Origin of the sequence: uncultured Sphingorhabdus sp. (assembly GCF_937872355.1) — a bacterium.
Taxonomy (GTDB): Bacteria; Pseudomonadota; Alphaproteobacteria; order Sphingomonadales; family Sphingomonadaceae; genus Sphingorhabdus_B.
Genome location: NZ_CALMSV010000096.1, coordinates 48,000 through 68,601, shown reverse-complemented (window position 1 = coordinate 68,601; position 20,602 = coordinate 48,000). Strand labels below are relative to the sequence as shown.

At 56.6% G+C, this 20,602-nt stretch carries 19 protein-coding genes; 9 read left to right on the top strand and 10 right to left on the bottom strand.

Going from position 1 to position 20,602, the window contains the following annotated elements; genetic code table 11:
- Positions 1-54: 54 nt before the first annotated feature.
- From Q0239_RS05620 to Q0239_RS05605, 4 genes are all read left to right on the top strand, one after another.
- A complete protein-coding gene (locus tag Q0239_RS05620; RefSeq protein WP_298599718.1) occupies positions 55-360 on the top strand; it encodes an Hpt domain-containing protein in 306 nt (101 codons plus the stop codon).
- Positions 361-483: 123 nt separating this feature from the next.
- Positions 484-1,647: a hypothetical protein gene (locus tag Q0239_RS05615; protein WP_298599659.1), complete on the top strand. Its 1,164-nt coding sequence runs from the start codon at positions 484-486 to the stop codon at positions 1,645-1,647.
- 114 nt (positions 1,648-1,761) lie between these two features.
- Positions 1,762-2,658 carry a hypothetical protein gene (locus Q0239_RS05610; protein WP_298599656.1) on the top strand — a complete coding sequence of 299 codons (897 nt, stop codon included), beginning with the start codon at positions 1,762-1,764 and terminating at the stop codon, positions 2,656-2,658.
- A gap of 371 nt (positions 2,659-3,029) precedes the next feature.
- Positions 3,030-4,022 (top strand): sensor histidine kinase KdpD, encoded by a 993-nt coding sequence (locus Q0239_RS05605; protein WP_298599653.1) that lies wholly within the window; start codon positions 3,030-3,032, stop codon positions 4,020-4,022.
- Between the two features lie 18 nt (positions 4,023-4,040).
- Here Q0239_RS05605 and Q0239_RS05600 read toward each other — a convergent pair whose 3' ends face one another.
- Positions 4,041-5,327 carry a citrate synthase gene (locus tag Q0239_RS05600; RefSeq protein ID WP_298599650.1) on the bottom strand — a complete coding sequence of 429 codons (1,287 nt, stop codon included), beginning with the start codon at positions 5,325-5,327 and terminating at the stop codon, positions 4,041-4,043.
- A gap of 277 nt (positions 5,328-5,604) precedes the next feature.
- On the opposite strand from Q0239_RS05600, the gene Q0239_RS05595 reads away from it, so the two are divergent.
- Entirely contained in the window at positions 5,605-7,821 is a 2,217-nt protein-coding gene (locus Q0239_RS05595) for a ComEC/Rec2 family competence protein (protein ID WP_298599647.1), read from the top strand.
- Here Q0239_RS05595 and lexA read toward each other — a convergent pair.
- The 4 genes from lexA to trpC form a co-directional block, all read right to left on the bottom strand.
- Positions 7,815-8,519 carry a transcriptional repressor LexA gene (gene lexA, locus Q0239_RS05590; RefSeq protein ID WP_298599644.1) on the bottom strand — a complete coding sequence of 235 codons (705 nt, stop codon included), beginning with the start codon at positions 8,517-8,519 and terminating at the stop codon, positions 7,815-7,817. The genes Q0239_RS05595 and lexA overlap by 7 nt on opposite strands.
- A 70-nt stretch (positions 8,520-8,589) precedes the next feature.
- Entirely contained in the window at positions 8,590-9,786 is a 1,197-nt protein-coding gene (gene glp, locus Q0239_RS05585; RefSeq protein ID WP_298599641.1) for a gephyrin-like molybdotransferase Glp, read from the bottom strand.
- Positions 9,783-10,253 (bottom strand): cyclic pyranopterin monophosphate synthase MoaC, encoded by a 471-nt coding sequence (gene moaC / locus Q0239_RS05580; RefSeq protein WP_298599638.1) that lies wholly within the window; start codon positions 10,251-10,253, stop codon positions 9,783-9,785. Before moaC ends, glp begins: the two co-directional genes overlap by 4 nt.
- On the bottom strand, positions 10,250-11,029 hold the full coding sequence (gene trpC, locus Q0239_RS05575) for an indole-3-glycerol phosphate synthase TrpC (RefSeq protein WP_298599635.1): 780 nt from the start codon (positions 11,027-11,029) through the stop codon (positions 10,250-10,252). Before trpC ends, moaC begins: the two co-directional genes overlap by 4 nt.
- Before the next feature lie 102 nt (positions 11,030-11,131).
- Here trpC and Q0239_RS05570 point away from each other — a divergent pair, with 102 nt between their 5' ends.
- The gene (locus tag Q0239_RS05570; protein ID WP_298599633.1) at positions 11,132-11,611 is read left to right on the top strand and encodes a hypothetical protein; all 480 of its coding nucleotides are present in this window, start codon (positions 11,132-11,134) and stop codon (positions 11,609-11,611) included.
- A 3-nt stretch (positions 11,612-11,614) separates the two neighbouring features.
- Here Q0239_RS05570 and trpD read toward each other — a convergent pair whose 3' ends face one another.
- From trpD to Q0239_RS05550, 4 genes are read right to left on the bottom strand one after another with little or no spacing between them, the layout of a single operon-like run.
- Positions 11,615-12,583, bottom strand: a complete 969-nt coding sequence (gene trpD / locus Q0239_RS05565) for an anthranilate phosphoribosyltransferase (protein ID WP_298599630.1) — start codon at positions 12,581-12,583, stop codon at positions 11,615-11,617.
- Positions 12,580-13,176 (bottom strand): aminodeoxychorismate/anthranilate synthase component II, encoded by a 597-nt coding sequence (locus Q0239_RS05560; protein ID WP_298599627.1) that lies wholly within the window; start codon positions 13,174-13,176, stop codon positions 12,580-12,582. The genes trpD and Q0239_RS05560 overlap by 4 nt, the downstream gene beginning before the upstream one ends.
- Positions 13,173-14,693 carry an anthranilate synthase component I family protein gene (locus Q0239_RS05555; RefSeq protein ID WP_298599624.1) on the bottom strand — a complete coding sequence of 507 codons (1,521 nt, stop codon included), beginning with the start codon at positions 14,691-14,693 and terminating at the stop codon, positions 13,173-13,175. The genes Q0239_RS05560 and Q0239_RS05555 overlap by 4 nt, the downstream gene beginning before the upstream one ends.
- Before the next feature lie 16 nt (positions 14,694-14,709).
- Complete coding sequence (locus Q0239_RS05550) at positions 14,710-16,653, bottom strand: peptidyl-prolyl cis-trans isomerase (protein WP_298599621.1); 1,944 nt, start codon at positions 16,651-16,653, stop codon at positions 14,710-14,712.
- 158 nt (positions 16,654-16,811) lie between these two features.
- On the opposite strand from Q0239_RS05550, the gene tpiA reads away from it, so the two are divergent.
- The 3 genes from tpiA to Q0239_RS05535 all read left to right on the top strand — a co-directional run bounded on the left by tpiA (position 16,812) and on the right by Q0239_RS05535 (position 19,766).
- Positions 16,812-17,552, top strand: a complete 741-nt coding sequence (gene tpiA / locus Q0239_RS05545; protein ID WP_298599618.1) for a triose-phosphate isomerase — start codon at positions 16,812-16,814, stop codon at positions 17,550-17,552.
- Positions 17,553-17,636: 84 nt separating this feature from the next.
- On the top strand, positions 17,637-18,017 hold the full coding sequence (gene secG, locus Q0239_RS05540; protein ID WP_298599615.1) for a preprotein translocase subunit SecG: 381 nt from the start codon (positions 17,637-17,639) through the stop codon (positions 18,015-18,017).
- Between the two features lie 114 nt (positions 18,018-18,131).
- Positions 18,132-19,766, top strand: a complete 1,635-nt coding sequence (locus tag Q0239_RS05535) for a CTP synthase (protein WP_298599612.1) — start codon at positions 18,132-18,134, stop codon at positions 19,764-19,766.
- 133 nt (positions 19,767-19,899) lie between these two features.
- On the opposite strand, the gene Q0239_RS05530 is transcribed toward Q0239_RS05535, so the two are convergent.
- The gene (locus Q0239_RS05530) at positions 19,900-20,379 is read right to left on the bottom strand and encodes an Hsp20 family protein (RefSeq protein ID WP_298599610.1); all 480 of its coding nucleotides are present in this window, start codon (positions 20,377-20,379) and stop codon (positions 19,900-19,902) included.
- Positions 20,380-20,602 lie beyond the last annotated feature (223 nt).

Genomic DNA, 20,602 nt, shown 5'->3' with positions numbered 1-20,602 from the left:
AATTTAGGAGTGTTGAAACGCAAAGTTAACCTGCCTGTGGATAAATATTGCATTATGGCAATGGACTATGGCGCATTTGACACATCTTTGAGCGCGGCTGCAGGCGATGATGCCGCGCTGATGGCGGAGCTGCGTCTTGCGTTTTTGGATAGTGCAAAGCGCCAGATCGACCTTCTTGGAAGGTCTCGCTGCGATGCGAACTGGCAATATTGCTGTTTTCGCCTCAAGGGACTTGCGGCCAGTTTCGGTGCAACGGAAATGATGTATCTGGCGGATGAGGCGAATTTGGGTGCGCCAGGTGATCCTGTAGTTGTCCGAAAACTTGTGACCCTGGTTAGCCAAATCGAACAAGGGATTTAATCCCAAAGTCTGAACGTGCTGCGGGCCTGATTGCCAGAAAGCGCTTGGCAATTTTCTGGCTGTCGGCATAGCGGATCAATGCCCAACTTGCCGTCGGACCATAATTTGAACATCCATTGCGCAGTGATCTGCGTCGAAACTCCGCTCGATAATTTCGGAGCGCCAGCGATGTTGCCGAAAATATTCGGCAAACCCGCGATATTCCATCAAGTCAAACAACTGCAGCGGCTTGGCGTCGATGATATCATCATCGCGGTCGACGCCATCCCCGGCGAGCTACCGCAGCTAGTCGAACAGATGCGGGCAGAAGGTGGCAATGTCCGTTTGCTGCGCCCGGTGAATTTTTCCGAGGCAGATTATTTCGACGGGCCATTTTTGTTGGTTGCGCCAGAATTATGGCTCGATGACGGCCTGTTGCAGGAGGTGTTGTCTTGGAAAGCGAACAGTGTCGGCACTGTTGAGGAAGGGCCTGCCAACGGCTTGTTTGAACGTATTGATTTGAATCGTCGCTGGTCCGGGGTCGCGGTTCTCGAAGCCGGTATCCTGCTTCAATCCAAGGAAATGCCAGAAGGCTGGAGCCTAGCGTCTTTTCTGCTCCGTCATTCCTTGCAGTTAGGCGCTTCGGAAGTCGCTATCAGTCAACAAAGGATCACTGATGGCTCGCTGCTGCACGTTTCCAGTACCGGTGATTACGAAAAGATAATTGGATCTCATTTTTTGGAGTTCCGGCAATCTGGAACGATGGAAGCTGTCGTTGCCAATCTGTCTGGCGGACTTATTGCACCGGTGTCGCAGAGACCTGCCTTGATGGCGGCTTTTGGCTGGGCACCAGTGGTTGTTTCTATCGCTTCGGTGGCAGTCGCTTATGGTGGCCATATCATGGCGGCTTTAGCCGTTTACGTTCTGGCTCTTTGCCTGGAAACACTCAGGCAACAATTACGGGCCATTGAATATCATGTAAAAGCCAATGATTATTTGAGTTGGGCAATCCAGTTTGCAGGTACGGCGACTTTGCTGGCGTCATTTTGGCGCAGCGGGGAGTCGCTTGTCGACATGTCGTTTCTCACAACCCTATTAGTGGCGCTGGTCCTGATGTCACATATGTCACCAAAGGACAGGACGCTTCGTACTATTTCGCCATTGGCAGTCACTTTATCGCTGCTTATCGGTTTGTTTCTATTTCCTCTTTCGCTTGTCGCGAAGAGCGTCATCGTCATTCTCCTCGGGCTGAATATCGGGGCTCGCTGGGGTCAGATGCGAAATCTCGGACAGTTAAATTCAAATTAACCCCGAAAACCCTATATCAAGTCCGTAGTTCCAGGAACATCGGATAGGAATCTGGGAGACGCTGAAACCCCTGAGCTGCTAAATGCAGCAACCGCTTCTGCAATAGATGCGCAGATGCTGTGCGACGACCTCGCCCAGCTGCTGTTTCCGCGCGTCCAGAATGCACCAAGTGAAGCCATGCAGGCATCTGTCCGATTGGTACTGCAAATGCTGGTGCAAGGTATTGAAAGAGGGCTAGGTATCGAGCAAGCAGAAGTCCTCCCAAAAAGCTGGGACATTCTGTGTCGATCAGGTTTGCTTCGCGAGCAATCGCTTATTGAGTTCGCTCTTGCACGCATTGCAGAAGAGCAGATTTCGCGCCGAGTTAATGAAGGCAGACCAGATAAATTCGGTCAGATTGCAGCACAGATGATAGACAGCAAGGATGCGATGCTTGCGCAATCTGCCCGCAATCTGTTGGTCGCAGAAAGTGCGATTGAGTGGCGAACACCAGAAAATCTTACCAGTCAGATGCCAGCTGAATTACTGCATCTTTTACTCTGGCGTGTGGTAGCAGTGTTCCAGTCCGGATCGATTGGTGAGCGTCGCGACTATATCAAAGCTGGCAACCTGTTCCTGGCTGCACATGATGAATCGCGGACATTGAGCGCTGCTGCGGCAAAGCTCGCTTATTTTCTGCCCGATGAAGTTCGGCCGGGCTTGAACGATCCTATAAGTGCTGGACTTTCGCTATATGTCAGCGGGTTAGCTCAGGAGTTCCGGATTACACATGAGCGGATATTGCGTTTTATTGATGAAGGCCCCGTGGCACCCTTTTTGACGCTGCTACGAGCGCGTGGCAGCGATCCGAAATCTGCACTGTCTATTTTACAATATTTGCGTGGTGATCGCGGCGATGACTATCGCCTTGCCTTATCGCTCGAACAATTTGAATCCGTAAATGTAGATCAGGCGCGTTCGACGGTATTGCAGTGGCGGCTTGGCGCTGAAGCGACTGCGAGGGCCGGCTGATGCAGAATCTGCCAGCACGGCTCGCGTTGCCAATTAAATGTGTTGTCGACCAAGAGGGCCGTTTAATCGCGGCCGACGTCGCGATACGCAGGCTGCACGCTTCAAATGGTGGTCGTGATGGAGGCGTAATAGCCGTTCCTGGTTTGCTGGATTTGGCGAATCTGTGTTGTCAAACGGGTTTGCGGTTCGAACGGTATGTTTACGCAGCCGATAAAGACCATGATATCGAATTATGGGTCGAAGCTGAAAAGAAGGACCGGAATGTCCATCTTTCTATTATCGGGTGGCAGGAGCGAGGCACGGCAGTTCTGTCTGCGTCGCCCTTCAGGACTCGCGCTGGGCAACATGTCGTTCGCAACGCACCGCAGTCCATGCAAATCAGTCGTTCTGGGGTCGTTTTGAGCGCGTCCAGAGCTTTGCTCGAAAATTTCGGGAATGAATTCGTTGCTTATGCGTTCGACGAACATTTCGATCTGATTGATCATCCGGCGGGATTTGAGGCGCTTCTGAGAGCGCCAGGTGATATTCCCGAACGAGTGCGGGTCAGGAATCGTTCCACAGACGTGGAACTGACGGCACTGGTAGATCTAAAAAAGTCGGATACCGAACCTGTGGTTGGAGTGCATCTGGTATTCTTGTTTCCAGAAGCGCTGCCAACGGTTGGAAGTGGTACCAATGCAGAAGAGAAGCATGCGAATGCCGGAATGGGGCTTGGCCGACACTTCGCAAATGCCGTTCGCCAGCCGCTGGGCCGCATATTGGCCAATGCTGAAACTATCGGGTCGGAATTGAACGGACCGATATTGGAGCAATATTCCAGCTATGCGAAGGACATAGCGTCAGCCGCAAAGCACCTGTCTGAACTGGTAGGCGATCTGGAGGATCTTGATGCGATCGACAGACCCGAGTTCAAGGTCGCGCGTGAACCTGTCGAACTTGGTGACATAGCTCGCCGTGTTTCGGGTTTGCTTGCACTGAAGGCGGCTGACCATCAGATTACGCTGATTTCCCCGGATGAGGACATAAAATGTGTTGTCGTGGGGGAATTCAGACGAGTGTTGCAGATCGTTCTCAATCTGGTCGGTAATGCTATTCGTTATTCACCAGGCGGCACTCGGATCCAGATCATTATCAATCCCACTGCAGCAACAATATCGGTTGAAGATGAGGGACCTGGAATTCCGGAGGAAGATCGCGAACGCGTTTTCACCAAATTTGAACGGCTTGGACGCTCTGGAGATGGCGGGAGCGGGCTGGGTCTTTATATTTCCCGCAAACTCGCAAGAGCGATGGGGGGCGAACTGTCAATCGAAACCGGATCGGCAGGCGGCGCGCGCTTCACGCTCAACCTGCCAATCGCCTAATATTTACGACTTATCTACTTAGCGCTTGCCAACTGGCACGTAAGGGCGTGCCGTCGGGCCAGTGTACAACTGACGCGGACGGCCGATTTTCTGGCCGGGATCGGAAATCATCTCATTCCACTGCGCGACCCAGCCCACGGTGCGGGCGAGGGCAAAGAGCACGGTGAACATCGTGGTCGGGAAACCGATCGCCGACAGGATGATGCCCGAATAGAAATCGACGTTCGGGAACAGCTTCTTCTCGATGAAATAGGGGTCGTTGAGCGCCATTTCCTCAAGCTGCATCGCAACTTCGAAAATGGGATCGTTGACCTTCAGCGCGGTCAGCACTTCACGCACCGTTTTCTGCATAACGGTCGCACGGGGGTCGTAATTTTTGTAAACGCGGTGACCAAAGCCCATCAGGCGGAACGGATCATTCTTGTCCTTCGCGCGTTCGATATAGTGCGGAATCTTGTCGGGCGTGCCGATTTCGCGCAGCATGTTGAGCGCCGCTTCATTGGCGCCCCCATGTGCCGGGCCCCAGAGGCAGGCAATGCCCGCTGCGATACAAGCGAAGGGATTGGCACCCGACGAGCCGGCAAGGCGCACAGTCGAAGTCGACGCATTCTGCTCATGGTCGGCATGCAGGATGAAGATGCGATCCAATGCCTGCTCGACGGCTGGAATGACTTCATATTCTTCGGCCGGAACGCCAAAGGTCATGCGCAGGAAGTTGCCGGTGTAAGACAGCTTGTTGTCGGGATAGATGAAGGGCTGCCCGACCGAATATTTATAGGCCATTGCCGCAATGGTTGGCATCTTGGCAATCAGGCGGTGGCTGGCAATCTTGCGCTGAACCGGATCTGAAATATCAGTCGAATCATGATAGAAGGCCGACAAAGCCCCAACCACGCCGCACATGATCGCCATCGGGTGCGCGTCGCGGCGGAAACCGCGATAGAAGGTCGCCAGCTGCTCGTGCAGCATTGTATGGCGCGAAATGGTGTAACTGAAATCGTCCAGTTCCTGCTTCGACGGCAGTTCGCCGTTCAGCAGCAGATAGGAGACTTCCATGAAGCTCGATTCTTCGGACAACTCCTCAATCGAATAGCCGCGGTGCAACAGCACACCTTCGTCGCCATCGATATAGGTCAACTGCGATTCACAGCTGGCGGTTGAGGTAAAGCCCGGGTCAAAGGTGAAGCAATCGGTCTGGGCATAGAGCTTGCGGATGTCGATAACATCCGGACCCACCGTCCCCGATACCACTGGCAGGTCGACCTGCTGGTCACCCAAGTTGAGAGTCGCAACCTTGTTTGTCATGCGCGTTCCATTCACTCATTTGGCCGGGGAAAGCCGATTTCATTTACTCCTGTCAAACCGCCAAATCCGGTTGTTTTTATAGTTTTGGCGGCCTCACAAGAGGCGGGAGACGATAATACAGGCATAGCAAGACCGAGGTCGGAATATGCCCCTTGTCGCGGCTTCCTTGCGCAGTTTTGTGCGGCGCGTCAAGGGCATCGAAAACGGCTTGTTTCTCGTTGAAACACAAGCATAACAGACATTGTGGTGGCGCACTGGTTTCAGGGCTGGCCGCAACATGCAATTTGCTATCGATGAACCCGTATCGATCACAGCCGAGCAATCGGGCAGCAAATGGCTTTCCTCCATTGAAAACTGGCTGGAATCCGAACAGGAACGCCTTCCGCTGTTGATTCCGGTCGCGATCGGTCTTGGAATTTCAATCTGGCAGGTTTTTGGCGCAGAAATTTGGTGGTTGGTGGGCAGCGCCTGTATCGGTACGGCATTGCTCGGAATAGCCATTCGCCCATCTTCGCGTTTGAAGGGGCTATTGCTCATCGGCGCGCTTTTGCTCGGGCTGGGTTTCGGCGCGATAACATTCAAATCATGGCTGTACGGTGCCGCGCCGCTGGAAAGACCCTGGATTGGCAAGCTCCACGGGCGTGTCGAAAGCACAGAGGATGTGTCGGCGCGCGATATTGTCCGCTACCGAATATATGTCGGTCAGCATCCGGAACTGCCCCCGATCATTCGGGTGAATATCGACAAGCAGCTTGCTTTGCCTGACATCGCGCCGGGAAGCGTGATCGAGTTCAAGGCGCGATTGATGCCGCCGCCGGGGCCAGCCTTGCCGGGAAGCTATGATTTTGCAAGGACTGCATGGTTTGGTGGAATAGGCGCAACGGGCCGGATATTGGGGGCGGTTCGCATATTGTCTCTGCCGCTCAACCGACAGGATTTCTGGAACAGCGCCCGCAACGCGCTATCGACGCAGATCCAGTTGGCGATGGGCAGTGAAACTGGGCCGGTCGGTAGCGCTTTGCTGGTCGGCACGCGCGGCAGCATCGAAGAGACTGATGCAGAGGCCTTGCGTAATTCGGGCATGGCGCATCTTTTATCGGTTAGTGGGTTGCATGTGACCGCTGTTGTGGGCGGTACCTTTATATTGGTCGCAAGTCTGCTGGCGCTATGGCCCTGGCTGGCTTTGCGCGTGTCGGTGCCGCTGGCGGCAGCAGCTTGCGCTGCCATTATCGCCGTCCTCTACACATTGTTGACCGGCGCGGAGGTACCGACGGTTCGCGCCTGTATCGCGGCCTTGCTGATACTCGTTGCATTGGCGATGGGACGAGAGGCTTTGTCCCTGCGCCTGCTCGCTGCCGGTGCCACCTTTGTCCTTCTTTTTTGGCCGGAGGCGCTTGCCGGGCCCAGCTTTCAGCTGAGCTTTGCGGCGGTAGGAACCATCATCATTTTACACGACAGCGTATGGATGCGGCATTGGATGCAGCGGCGCGACGAGGGACTACACTTTCGCTTGCTCCGGCAATTATCGGGGCTGCTGCTAACGGGCTTGGCAATTGAGCTGGTGCTGGCCCCGATTGCCCTGTTTCATTTTCACAAAAGCGGCCTCTATGGCGCGCTGGCGAACATAGCAGCCATTCCCTTGACGACATTTCTGGTCATGCCGGCGCAATTGCTGGGCCTTTTGGCCGATTTCCTATGGTCGGGTTTGGGCGTGCCCTTTTGGTGGGTGGCAAAGCAGGGAATCACAGCAATTCTGTGGATCGCCCATTCGGTGAGCGCGGCCCCTGGCGCTGTTGCTCTATTGCCCGAAATGCCGGTGTGGGCATTTGGAGCCGCAATGCTGTCAGGGTTGATCATCGCGATATTCGGGTCGCGCTGGCGATGGCTGGTATTGGGGCCGATGCTGTTCTCAACCATGGCCATGCTCAGTGCACCACGTCCGGATATGCTGTTAACCGGTGATGGGCAGCATCTCGCGGTCATCCATGGCGACGGCCAACTGGCGTTGCTGCGACCTAGGGCTGGGGAATATGCCCGCTCCATCTTGGGAGAAACGGCGGCAGTCGGCGAAGAGGCCTTGGCACTGGACGATATGCGCGGTGCAGTATGCAATCCGGATGGCTGTGTATTCGCGCTGCATAAAGGTGACCGTAATTGGCGCGTATTGGCCTTGCGTTCTGGCTATATGATTCCGACGATGGAACTCGCCGCTGCCTGTCGGCGGAGCGATATCGTTATCAGCAATAGGAGGCTGCCCTGGAGTTGCAAACCACGTTGGCTGAAGGCGGATGCCACATTGCTCGAACAGACCGGTGGGTTGGCATTTTATCTGGCCAATGCGACAATCAGCAGCGTTGCTGAAGAAAATGCGCATCATCCCTGGTCGGCCTATGCGCCGCACCGCCTGCGAGCGCGGGCTGAACGGCGCGCAAAAGAAAAAGCGGCGAGGGGAGCCCCGCCGCTTTCGCAAAATGTTGTACCCAAACCTCAGTGATAGCGGCGGAGCAAGCCAGCGAGCCGCCCCTGCACCTCAACCTCATTCGCGTCATAATATTGCGGGTCATAGCTGCTATTCGCCGGATCAAGGCGGATGCGTCCATTTTCGCGGCGGAGATATTTGAGCGTAGCTTCTTCTCCTCGAACAAGTGCTACCACAATTTCGCCATCGCGCGCGGTCTGGGTTTTACGGATCAGCGCATAGTCGCCATCTAGAATGCCTGCCTCGACCATCGAATCGCCGGATACTTCGAGCGCATAATGTTCACCCGATCCAAGCAACGCCATCGGCACCGAAAGCGAATTTTGGCCTTCCAGTGCTTCGATCGGAACACCGGCGGCTATCTTTCCGTGCAACGGAATTTCGATGACGTCGTTCGCAGCCACTGGCAAAGTCTTGGCCGGAGCAGGGCGATGGTCGGCGATATTCGCGACCTTTGCATTGACCGCCTCATGTTGCGAGAGCGAACGGGCGCTGCCGCCATCGGGCATTTTGACCACTTCCAATGCCCGGGCGCGATTGGGGAGACGGCGAAGAAAGCCGCGTTCTTCCAAAGCGCCAATCAGCCGGTGCACGCCCGACTTGCTCTTGAGATCAAGCGCCTCTTTCATTTCTTCAAATGACGGAGAAACGCCGGATGTTTCAAGGCGTTCGTGGATGAACATCAAAAGCGCGTGCTGTTTGGAGGTCAACATGGTTTGTTCCCGTCTGGTTGAACAGATGTGGAACGATTAGGAAACAAATGGGGGTGTTGTCAAGAGGTCGTCATCCAGAGACATCTGACCTATGTAAAGGGTAGTAAGGCACTTCGCTGTTAGCCGGGGTAAATCCAACATCCGCTGGTCGTATTATCAATGCGTTAGCCTCTGACAAGGCCGCCAGCATGGCGCTGTCGTTGACCCCCACGGGTGTTAGAGCGCCATCTGCCAGTTTGGCCCGAAGGTGGTCGGTGCGGGGGCCATTGGCGGGCAGGTCAACGCCGGTTTTGGCGGTGAGTCGCCCGGGCAGCGGGTCTGCCGCGCCGCTCAGTTTCGCAATTAATGGCTGCAGATAGAGCATCGCGGTGACAAAAGCCGAAACCGGATTGCCGGGAAGGCCGAGTGCCACGGCCTGGCCCATTCTCCCTGCGATAACCGGTTTTCCGGGCCGCATTGCAATTTTCCAGAAGACGATTTCACCTCCGGCGGCTTCCAGCGCTGGCACGATCAGGTCGTGATCGCCAACCGACGCCCCTCCGGTTGTGACAATGATATCATGCCCCGAAAGTTCTCTGAAAAGCTGCGTCAAGGAATCCAGATCATCCGCCACGGCGGGAAATTCGCTCAGTTCCACCGGCATCCCGCGCAACATCGTGGCGAGCATGACGCCGTTGGAGGAAGGGATCTGGTCTTCGGCACAGGACTGTCCCGGCGGTACAAGTTCATCACCGGTCGAAACGATCGCGACCCTCAATTTGCGTCTCACCGCTATGTCACCATGCCCCGCCATCGCCGCCAGCGCTATATGTCGTGCGTGGAGTTGCGCGCCTTTTGGCACGACAATAGTTCCTGCGCCAAAGTCTCCGCCAGCGCGGCGTACATTCTGCCCCATCTTTTGCGGCGCGTCGCCAGACACGGTGATGACATCACCGTCACGTGCAATATTTTCCTGAATGATGACGGTGTCTGCACCGTCGGGCACGACCGCCCCGGTGAAGATGCGCACGGCCTGCCCCGCGCCTACGCTGCCTACAAACTGCTTGCCCGCCGCGCTTTCGCCAATGATCGTCCACGGGCCAGCGCCGTCAGCAAAGCGGATCGCATAACCATCCATGGCCGACAAATCCCGCGCAGGCTGTGTGCGCAGCGCCACGACATCCTCCGCCGCCCAGCGCCCGGCCGCTTTGTTCAGTGCCACTCGCTCGGTTTCAACCGGCTCCTTCAGCGCTAGAATTCGCGCCTGCGCTTCCTCGACCGAAATCATTCGGCGCGCCAGTCACCCGACTTGCCCCCGTATTTCGAAAGCAGGCGTACGCCCGAAATCACCATGCCCTTATCGAGCGCCTTGGCCATGTCATAGATTGTGAGCAGCGCGACAGACGCCGCGGTCAGCGCCTCCATCTCCACCCCGGTCTGCCCGGTTAAGCGGGCGAGGGCGATAACGCGGATGCCATCGGCTTCAAATTCGAAATCGACCGCTACCTTGGAAAGTGCCAGCGGGTGGCAGAGCGGGATCAGCTCGCTGGTCTTCTTCGCCGCCATGATCCCTGCGATGCGGGCGGTGGCGAGGACATCGCCTTTCTTGACTGCACCCTCACGGATCGCCGCCAGTGCCTCGGCCGACATTGTGATGCGTCCCTCGGCCACAGCTTCGCGCACGGTCGCGTCCTTGGCCGAGATATCGACCATCGCGGCATTGCCGGCTGCATCGAGGTGGGTGAGTTTGGTCATGCGCCGGTCAATAACATTTTTGTCGCCGCCTCGACATCATCTTGCCGCATCAGGCTCTCCCCTACCAGGAAAGTCCGCACCCCGCTTTGCGCCATGCGCAGGCAATCTGCGTGGTTTGAAATGCCGCTTTCGCAGACCAACAGCACATCGTCGGGCACCATAGCTGCCAAGCGCTCGGTGATGCCCAGATCGACTTCGAAGGTCTTCAGGTTACGGTTGTTCACCCCGATCAGCCTTGACTGAAGCCGTGTCAGCGCGCGCTCCATCTCCGCCTCGTCATGCACCTCGACCAGCACGTCGAGGTCGTGCTCGCGTGCCGCCGCCTCAATCTCCACCATCACCGCATCCTCAAGCGCGGCAACGATGATCAATATGGCGTCCGCCCCCATCGCCCGCGCTTCGTCGCATTGCCATGGATCGACCATGAAATCCTTGCGGATGACTGGTAAGTCGCACGCCGCGCGCGCGGCGATCAGATAATCTTCATGGCCCTGAAAATAGGGCGCATCGGTCAACACCGACAAGCAAGCAGCCCCACCAGCCTGATAGGCACGGGCATGTGCTGGCGGATCAAAATCGGCGCGTATCAAGCCTTTGCTGGGGCTGGCCTTTTTGATTTCTGCAATCAGAGCAAATCCGCTTTCCGCCTTGGCACGCAACGCTGCCTCGAACCCGCGCAGGGGGGAGGGGGCGGGCCAATGCGAGAGACCGAGCGGTTTGCGCTCGGCTACTTCGGTACGCTTGGTGGCGCAAATTTCTGCGAGTTTGTTGCTCATTTCGTTGCGTCGTTAGCCATGAACAACGCTTTTGTCTATGGAACCGGATCGCGCTACGATGTTGAATTGACTATCGAATAGAAGTCGATACCATTCACAATAATGGTCTACGAAGAAACTGACAAAATTTCAGTAACCCGCTTTGTCTTGGCGGGAATAGCTGTAAAAATGCTGCTCATGGCCGCGATGGCAGGTTATACTTTTTACAACCCAGAGGCTGATCTAGGAAATGTGTCGACACCAGCCAATATCTTAGCAATTGGCGTGGGGTTGTATTGGTACTCAAAATCAGTGAATCGTCCGATGACGGTCAATGAAATTTGGCGGTTCGCATTTGGAACGGTTTTTGCAGATTTGATCATGAGTCTTGCATGGGCTGCTTTAGTTACAGGAGTATCTAACCAACCATTCACCATCGGGGGAATTGAGAATGCCGTGTTTGACGGAACTCCTATGCTTTCGGACAGTAATAATCTCGGTGCAATGTTAATTGTTATCATTTTCACTATGATAATGACGCTTGCATTGGCTGCCTTTTTAGCTTGGCAAATGACCAAGAGGCTGCCTCGCGCAAAGACCTAAATCTCAGTATCTCACCCAACAATCCAGCAGAGCCTTAGCCAGCCCCTTGTCAATGGCCTCGGCGGCTTCTTCGACCCCTGACTGCCAATCATTGGCATGACCTGCAACCATCAGCGCGGCGGCGCTGTTGAAGAGGACGGCATCGCGATAGGCGCGGTCTTGTTCGGATTCCTGCGTGCCAGCCAGCAGTCGGCGGAGGGCGTTGGCATTATAGTCCGCATCTCCGCCCTTCAGGGCTTCGGGGGGATGGCGCGGTAGGCCGGCATCCTCAGGTGCAATGCGTTCCGGCGGCTGACCAAGGCGGATGAAGCTACTAGGGCCCGAAATAGACAATTCGTCTAATGGTTCGTCGCCAGCCACGAGCATTGCATCATCATAGCCGAGCAGTTCAAGAGCGCCTGCATAAACGGGCATAAAATCAGGCCGTGCAACGCCGATCAACTGACGTGTGACCCCAGCAGGATTGCAGGCCGGGCCGCAGAGGTTGAAGATGGTGCGTCGCCCGATTTCCTTACGGATCGGGGCGAGGCGGCCAAGAGCGGGATGGTATTTCTGCGCAAATAGAAAGGCGATGCCGAGGTCGGCGAGAGTTTGCTCTGCTGTTTCTGCCGCACGATCAAGATTGAGGCCTAAAGCCTCGAGCGTATCCGCACCGCCCGCCTTACTGGATGCCGCCCGGTTGCCGTGTTTTGCGACCGGCACTTCGCAGGCGGCCACTACGATGGCGACCGCGGTGGATACGTTCAGGCTGTGCGCGCCGTCTCCGCCAGTGCCGCAGACGTCTATGGCACCTTCGGGAGCAGAAACGCGGATCATGCGGGCGCGCATCGCGCGGATGGCTCCGGCGATTTCTTCCGAGGTTTCGTCGCGTTCGGCCATTTCGATCAGGGTGGCCTTGATCTCGGCGTCGCCCATTTCACCGTCGAGCATCCTGCCGAACAGGGCTTCGGATTCCTGGAGAGACAAACTCACAGACGGTCCTTTGGTGTCATGCCCGCAAGCCGCATGAAGTTTGCCAGCATGGCGTGGCCATGTTCGGTGGCGATGCTTTCGGGGTGGAATTGTACGCCGTGGATCGGCAGTTCGCGGTGGCGGAAGCCCATGACGTGGCCGTCGTCGCTGGTTGCATTGACGACAAGGCTATCGGGAATATCTTCGACAATCAGTGAGTGATAGCGGGTGGCAATGAATGGTGAGGGCAGGCCGGTGAACAGCCCGCTGCCGTCATGGCTGACCGGGCTGGTCTTGCCATGCATCAACCCGCCACGCACCACCTTGCCGCCGAAATGCTGGCCGATGGTCTGGTGGCCCAGACAGACGCCGAGCAGAGGTTTTTTCGCCTCGGCACAGGCAGCAACCATATCGAGACAGATACCTGCTTCATTGGGTGTGCAAGGGCCGGGGGATAGCAAGAAGGCCTGGGCTCCACTCGACAGCGCTTGTCCTGCGGAGATGGCATCGTTGCGAACAACCTCCACCTCGGCACCCAGTTCCTGCAGATAATGCACCAGGTTGAAGGTGAAACTGTCATAATTGTCGATGACGAGGATAGGGTTGTTGCTCACTGGCCGAACCCTGCCTCTCCGGCAACGCGGACGGCTTCGCGAGCGGCGGCCATCAAGGCGCCTGCCTTGGCCTCGCATTCGCGCTGTTCATAATCGGGGTTGCTGTCAGCGACGATGCCAGCGCCTGCCTGCACATGCAGCATGCCATCCTTGACGATGCCGGTGCGCAGCACGATGCAGCTGTCCATATTTCCGTCCGGGCTGAAATAGCCGACGCCGCCTGCATATGCGCCGCGTGTTTCGGGTTCCAGTTCGGCGATGATTTCGCAGGCACGGACCTTGGGGGCGCCGCTGACCGTTCCAGCCGGGAAGCCCGCGAACAACGCATCGAGCGCGTCCTTGCCTTTGGCGAGGCGGCCGACGACGTTCGAGACGATGTGCATCACATGGCTGTAGAATTCGACCATATAGCTGTCGGTTACCGTCACGCTGCCGCCCTCGGTCACACGGCCGACATCGTTGCGGCCAAGATCGAGGAGCATCAGATGTTCGGCCCTTTCCTTAGGATCGGCGAGCAGGCTGTCGCGATTTTCGGCATCCTCGAGCGCGGTCTTGCCGCGCGGACGGGTGCCGGCAATCGGGCGGATGGTGACTTCGCCGTCGCGCACGCGGACAAGGATCTCCGGGCTTGAACCGATTAATGCAAAACCGGGCATGTCGAGAAAGTAGAGGAAAGGCGAAGGATTGATCCGCCGTAATGCGCGGTAGAGATCGACCGGGGGCAATTCGAAGGGCAGCGAGAAACGCTGTGCCAGCACGACCTGAAAGATATCGCCCGCCGCGATATAGTCCTTCGCCTTCAACACCATCTTTTCATATTGGCCGGGGCCGAGGGCGGGGGTTGGTTCGGGCAGCGACGCAAGTTCGGCATGTGCCAGACTTGCAGGAACCGGTTGGGCCAGCTTCGCCGCTGTGGCATCGATCCTGTCATAGGCTGCATCAATCAACCGGTCCGGATCGCCACCCTCAGGCCAGATCGGTGCGGCTATGTAGAGACGATCGGCGAGCCGATCAAAGACCAGCACCACCGTTGGCCGCACAAACATCATGTCCGGCACATTTATCGGGTTTGCAGGTGGGCGTGGAAGTTTTTCAACGAGGCCGATGGTTTCGTATCCAAAATGCCCGACAAGGCAGGCGAAGGCCGCTGGCAGCCCTTCAGGCATGTCGATGCGGCAGGTCTCTACCAGCTTGCGCAGGGATGCAAGCGCACCTTCGCCGGTCGGCTCAAAGGCCGTCCGGTCGGTCTGCCATTTGCGGTTGATTTGAGCGGCGTCGCCCTCGGCGCGAAAAACGAGATCGGGCGCAAGGCCGATCAGGCTGTGACGGCCCCGCACCGCACCGCCTTCGACTGATTCCAGGATGAAATCGCCGCGCCCAGCCTCAAACAGTTTGAGTGCCGCAGAAACCGGTGTTTCAGTGTCCGCTATCAAATCACGCCAGACGATGGCCGACTGGCCAGCGGCCAATTGGGCGCGTGCAACGTCGGCAGGGCGGGCAGAGCTGGTGTCGTTCATACCCGTCCAATAAGCCTTACTGCGCCGCGTCCTGATTGGTCAGGCGGCGGCGAATATCCTTGATGGCGCTGTCATTCTTGCTGACGCCAACTTCGGTGCGGGCGGCATTGATCAACTGCGCAGCATATTCCTGCTGTAACAGACCCAGCATTTCCTGACGGCGCGCTGCGACCAGTTCGACATTTTTGCTCGCATCGCCCTTTATGACTTCGTTGAGGTGCACGACGAACCAGCCCTGGCTGCGTCCGGCATCGAGTGTTTTGGCTGTGCCCTTCTTCATCGCGAACATCATCGCGAGCGGCGGCGGCATTTGCTGGCCTTCGCGGTTGAGATCCATACGGCTGCCTGACACGCTTTCAACTGCTGGCAATTTGACGCCAACCGCTGCCATCGCCTCGGCCAACGACTTGCCGCTCAGCACGGCGCGCTGCACTTGTTCGGCAACTGCCTTTGCCTTTTTCGAGCCTTCTGCCAGCGCCCACTGCTGCAGCACGACATCACGAACCTCGGCAAGCGGCGGAGGAGCGGCTTCTTCAAAATCGGCTACCGAAACCATTGCAAATTTCTCACCGGGAACGATCTCGATCAGTTGGGCTTCGCCGTCGCTTTCCATTTCGAACGCGGCAGGCAGGATGCGCTGCATCTCAGCTATCGGCTTGTACGCAGGCGAAGCCGGGTTCTGACCATTGGCGAACAGCTTCGGTGTGGTTTCCACCTTTAGGCCATTGGCCTTGGCCATGTCGGCAATGGAGGCACCACCGGCAAATTCATCTTCGATTTCCGAAGTCAGGTCAGACAGTAATTCCGCTTTCTTTTCGGATGCAATTGTCCTGGCAATTTCGGCGCTGACAGCGGCGAGGGGGCGCGCCGCGATTTCATTGACTGCGTTGACCTTGACCACATACCAACCAAGGCCGCCGCGTGTTGGTGTCGCTGTCTTTCCTGAAGCTGTTGCAAACACAGCATCGGCAACGGCTTTTGATGCAGAATTCGTCAGAGCTTCACGAGTGACCGCATTGCTGTTGGTGGGGCTGAGGCCAAGTTCAGCCGCAACCGCTGATATGGATTGTCCAGCCGAAACTTTTGCGAGTGCAGCTTTGGCTGCTGCCTCGGTCGGGAAAACCAGCTGGCTGATGTCTCGGGTTTGTGATGCAGCATATTGCTTGGCGTTTGCCTTATAATAGTCGGCAATTTCCTGCGTCGTCGCATCTGCCTTTGAATCGACGATAGAGGCATCGAAAATTGCATAGCTGATCGCGCGCTTCTCGGGGATAGTGAAGCGTGCTGAGTTGGCACGGTAATAGGCCTGCAACTGGGCATCGGTTGGTGCAGTTGTTGGCAGAAATGCCTGTGACGGCACCAGCGCGACGTTACCCGCGCGCTTTTCGAGAAACAGCGAGGCGTAGGGCAGGACAAGACTGTTGGGCGCGGGGGCACCTACGCCAGCCACCGGCAGGATCTGCTGGGCGTACAAGTTCTGCGTAAAATCGTCGCGGATCATCTGCTCGGTAAGATCAAGTCCTTGCAGGAAAGACTGGAAGGCCTGTTGGCTGAACTTGCCGTCAGGGCCATTTACATTGGGCAGTTTGCGGATTTCGGAATCAACCAAACGCTTGCTGACTGCAATACCATGTTCTTCGCCAAAGGATGAAAGTGCGTAGCGATTGATCAGTCGATCGAGCGTGCCGTCCAGACCGCCGCTTTCAACGAACTTCGCCATATCAAGCGTGGGATTGTCGCGGCGTTCGGCGCGCAAGCTGTTGTCGAGAAGGTCTTGAAACTCGCCGAGTCCGATCTTTTTGCTGCCAACCTTGGCGACGTGGCCTTGACCTAATCCGCCAAAGCTGCCCGAGCCCGTGACATCACCCAGCGCAAAGGCAAAGCCAACCAGCACGACAAAAGCCAGGGCGAAAACGGCGCCCCAGCGTGAACCCAGAAGCTTGCGTATAAAACTGATCATGTCGGTCCTGAAAAACTATGGCAAAGCGCGATTGGCGCCCGCTTTAGGCGGCACTGGTCGGTCAATCAAGCATGAAGGCCATTTGGATTTGTGATGCCAATTTGCTAGCGGGCCGAATCGAAATTCACCCTTTATCCAGACCGGCAGAGGAAAACAGGATGCGCAAGCTGATCGCAGGCAATTGGAAAATGAATGGACTGCTCGCTGAGTTGGAGGATGTCGCATCGATTTGCGAGGCGGTGGCGGCACATCCGTCGGTCGATACGGCACTATGCATTCCCGCAACGCTGATCCGTTCGGCCGCCGGGCGATTTGCCGATATGGCGATTGGCGGTCAGGATTGGCACATGGCTGCTTCTGGCGCCCATACCGGATGCATTTCAGCAGAGATGCTGGCCGATGCAGGGGCGAAGCTGACGATCATAGGGCATAGCGAACGCCGTGCGGCGCAAGGTGAAAGTGATGCCGATATCCGCGGCAAGGCATTGGCTGCTAAGCGGGCAGGGCTAGCTGCCATTTTATGTGTTGGAGAAACCGAAGCGGAACGCGACGCAGGGCGGGCTGAAGCCGTTGTGTTGGGGCAATTAGAGGGTTCAATGCCTGATGATGCAGCAAGTGAATGGATATCGGTTGCCTACGAGCCTGTTTGGGCTATCGGAACCGGTCGCATCCCGTCGGTGGAGGATGTTAAAGCAATGCACGCGGCAATCCGCGGTGCACTGGTAGCCCGCTTCGGAACTGATGGCTCTAATATCCGGATTCTGTACGGCGGATCGATGAATGGTGATAATGCTGCAAGCCTGCTGGCGATCCCCGATGTCGATGGGGGTCTCATTGGTGGCGCGAGCTTGAAGGCCGACAAATTCTTGCCGATTGTAGCCGCTGCGGCTGCCGCTTGAGCAATAAGATTTGAAAAACGTGGCTGCCATCCCTATGTGGGCGGCATTCCGGCCAAGTGCCATGCTATTTTATCGGACAGAATAATGGGTCTATTTCACTTCCTCCTCGTCGTTTTTGCCGTTGTTGCGGCTGCACTGGTTGGCGTTATCCTGATGCAGCGTTCCGAAGGCGGTGGTCTCGGGATGGGCGGCAGCCCTTCGGGCCTGATGTCGGCACGCGGCGCAGGGGATTTCCTAACCCGCACCACGGCGATTCTCGCTACCCTGTTCGTTGGCCTTGCCATTGCTATGGCATTTGTTTCGGCGAAGCGTGGCGCACCCGCGGGCGTGGATGAAACCCTCGAACGTGCGGCTCCCGCCACGCAGCAGCAGACTGTCGATCCGACCGCAGCGCCCGCAAATGCACCCGCTGCTGACAAGGCTGCACCTGCATCGCCCGCAAGCGACGTGCCGCTGGACAAATAATCGGCAGTTCGGTCGCTTTCGTGCGCGGCACGCGTCTGCGTCCACAATTTATTTGCTCCGGCGGGCATTCGCCCCTTGCCGAATCCCATAAACTCGTCTTAGGCCTTTCCTCCCATGGCGCGGTACATTTTCATAACCGGCGGCGTGGTCTCCTCGCTTGGCAAAGGTCTTATGGCAGCCTCTTTGGCGGCTCTTTTGCAAGCGCGTGGCTACAAGGTCCGCATTCGTAAATTTGATCCCTATCTCAATGTCGATCCGGGCACGATGTCGCCCTATCAGCATGGTGAAGTCTATGTGACCGACGATGGCGCGGAGACGGATCTCGATCTCGGCCACTATGAGCGCTTTACCGGTGTTTCGGCGCGCCAGTCGGACAATGTGACTTCAGGCCGCATTTATCGCGACATCATCGCGAAGGAACGGCGCGGCGACTATTTGGGCGCTACGGTGCAAGTAATTCCGCACGTTACCAACGAGATTAAGGCATTTGCGCAAGCTGATGTGGAAGGCCTCGACTTTGTACTATGCGAAATCGGTGGCACGGTGGGGGATATTGAATCGCTGCCCTTCATCGAAGCCATTCGTCAAATGCGCAACGAATTGGGCCGTGAACAGACCGTATTCGTCCATGTGACGCTAGTCCCTTATATCGCGGCTGCTGGTGAGTTGAAGACCAAGCCGACCCAGCACAGCGTCAAGGAACTGACCGCGCTGGGAGTGCAGCCTGACATATTGCTCTGTCGTTGCGAACATCCGCTGCCTGAAAATGAGCAGGCGAAGATTGCGGCTTTCTGTAATGTGCGCAAGGAAGCCGTTATTCCGGCACTCGATGCCAAGTCTATCTATGCTGTACCGTTGCAATATCACGCCGAAGGGCTGGATTATGAAGTGCTGCGCGCCTTTGGCATTACGCCGGGCGTCGCTCCGGATTTGCGCCGCTGGGAAGACATTCTTGATCGCCAACAGAACCCTGAAGGTGAAGTGACCATTGGTGTGGTCGGCAAATATGTCGGCCTGGCCGATGCCTACAAGTCGCTGAACGAGGCGCTCGCGCATGGTGGCTTTGCCAACAGGGTTAAGGTCAATATCAACTGGATAGATGCCGAGCTGTTCGAGAAAGACGACAGCGATATCGCTGCCGCACTTGAACCGATGCATGCAATCCTCGTTCCCGGCGGATTTGGCGAACGTGGTTCCGAAGGCAAGATCGCCGCAGTCCGTTTCGCCCGCGAACGTAAGGTTCCATTTTTTGGTATCTGCTTGGGGATGCAGATGGCCTGCATCGAAGGCGCGCGGAATACTGCAGGGATCAAGAAGGCCTCAAGCACCGAATTTGGCCCGACCGACGAGCCGGTTGTGGGCATCATCACTGAATGGATGACCGAAGAAGGCTTGCAGAAGCGCGAAGCTGGTGGCGATTTGGGTGGTACGATGCGCTTGGGGGCCTATGAGGCGCAGCTTGCAGGCAACAGCCATGTCGCTGGAGTCTATGGTTCGACAGAGATTTCAGAGCGCCATCGGCACCGTTATGAGGTCAATGGAGCCTATAAGGAGCCGCTTGAAAAGGGTGGTTTGATGTTTTCGGGCATGTCGCCGGATGGTTTGCTGCCGGAGATTGTAGAGCGGCCCGACCATCCCTGGTTCATTGGGGTCCAGTTTCACCCCGAACTGAAATCGAAGCCTTTTGATCCGCACCCGCTGTTCGCCAGCTTTATCGCAGCGGCGGTGGAACAGAGTCGTTTGGTATAAACTAAGGTCCAAAACAAAATCTCGTCACCCCCGCGCAGGCGGGGGTCCAACCCCTGTGATCGAAATTTAGAAGGCAGGGGTTGGATTCCCGCCTTCGCGGGAATGACGAAATCATACTAATCGGCGTTCCGCATCAAGCGGCCTTGCCGCCTTTTTTCTTCGCTTCGTCATGCTCGATGACGGTTGGTGTGGCGCCACCGATCAATACCTTGCGCGGCTTCAATTCCTCGGGAACCTGACGCTCAAGCTGGATGATCAAAAGACCATCGGCAAGGTCGGCACCTTTCACAAACACATGGTCTGCAAGCTGGAAGCGGCGTTCGAAATTGCGGTTGGCGATGCCAAGATGCAGGAAGTCGCGGTTGTCATTGCCTTCGACCTTTTTCTGGCCGGCGACCACCAACTGGTTCTGCTGCGCGGTAATGTCGATCTCGTCGGGCTTGAAACCTGCGACCGCAATCGTCACTACATATTCTGTTTCGGAGGTGCGTTCGATGTTGAACGGAGGATAATTGTCGCCCTGTGTAACGCCGCGTGCATTTTCGAGCATGTCGAAGAGGCGGTCGAAACCTACGGTATTGCGGCGATAGGGGGTGAAATCAAAACGGTTCATGTCAAATTCTCCTGTTGAGCAATTTGGTTTTGGTGAAAGCCCGCATGCACGGCGCTTCCTTTTTGGTTGAGGGACCGTCTCCGGCTCCCTCACGGCTTAGATGGAATGCGAAAGGCAAAAATCAAGGCCGCCCAATAAAAATTGGACGGCCTGATTGACGAAAAATCGTCAGGGTCACACCGTTTCGCTTTTCGCAAAATCGCGTGGGACCAAATCCCCCTGA

What these genes read in the sequence shown, in the direction of transcription:
- Q0239_RS05620 (WP_298599718.1), top strand. Translation starts at nt 55, where the DNA reads ATGGCAATGGACTATGGCGCATTTGACACATCTTTGAGCGCGGCTGCA.
- Q0239_RS05610 (WP_298599656.1), top strand. Translation starts at nt 1,762, where the DNA reads ATGCTGTGCGACGACCTCGCCCAGCTGCTGTTTCCGCGCGTCCAGAAT.
- Q0239_RS05605 (WP_298599653.1), top strand. Translation starts at nt 3,030, where the DNA reads ATGCAAATCAGTCGTTCTGGGGTCGTTTTGAGCGCGTCCAGAGCTTTG.
- Q0239_RS05600 (WP_298599650.1), bottom strand. Translation starts at nt 5,327, where the DNA reads ATGACAAACAAGGTTGCGACTCTCAACTTGGGTGACCAGCAGGTCGAC.
- Q0239_RS05595 (WP_298599647.1), top strand. Translation starts at nt 5,605, where the DNA reads ATGCAATTTGCTATCGATGAACCCGTATCGATCACAGCCGAGCAATCG.
- lexA (WP_298599644.1), bottom strand. Translation starts at nt 8,519, where the DNA reads ATGTTGACCTCCAAACAGCACGCGCTTTTGATGTTCATCCACGAACGC.
- glp (WP_298599641.1), bottom strand. Translation starts at nt 9,786, where the DNA reads ATGATTTCGGTCGAGGAAGCGCAGGCGCGAATTCTAGCGCTGAAGGAG.
- moaC (WP_298599638.1), bottom strand. Translation starts at nt 10,253, where the DNA reads ATGACCAAACTCACCCACCTCGATGCAGCCGGCAATGCCGCGATGGTC.
- trpC (WP_298599635.1), bottom strand. Translation starts at nt 11,029, where the DNA reads ATGAGCAACAAACTCGCAGAAATTTGCGCCACCAAGCGTACCGAAGTA.
- Q0239_RS05570 (WP_298599633.1), top strand. Translation starts at nt 11,132, where the DNA reads ATGGTCTACGAAGAAACTGACAAAATTTCAGTAACCCGCTTTGTCTTG.
- Q0239_RS05555 (WP_298599624.1), bottom strand. Translation starts at nt 14,693, where the DNA reads ATGAACGACACCAGCTCTGCCCGCCCTGCCGACGTTGCACGCGCCCAA.
- Q0239_RS05550 (WP_298599621.1), bottom strand. Translation starts at nt 16,653, where the DNA reads ATGATCAGTTTTATACGCAAGCTTCTGGGTTCACGCTGGGGCGCCGTT.
- tpiA (WP_298599618.1), top strand. Translation starts at nt 16,812, where the DNA reads ATGCGCAAGCTGATCGCAGGCAATTGGAAAATGAATGGACTGCTCGCT.
- secG (WP_298599615.1), top strand. Translation starts at nt 17,637, where the DNA reads ATGGGTCTATTTCACTTCCTCCTCGTCGTTTTTGCCGTTGTTGCGGCT.
- Q0239_RS05535 (WP_298599612.1), top strand. Translation starts at nt 18,132, where the DNA reads ATGGCGCGGTACATTTTCATAACCGGCGGCGTGGTCTCCTCGCTTGGC.
- Q0239_RS05530 (WP_298599610.1), bottom strand. Translation starts at nt 20,379, where the DNA reads ATGAACCGTTTTGATTTCACCCCCTATCGCCGCAATACCGTAGGTTTC.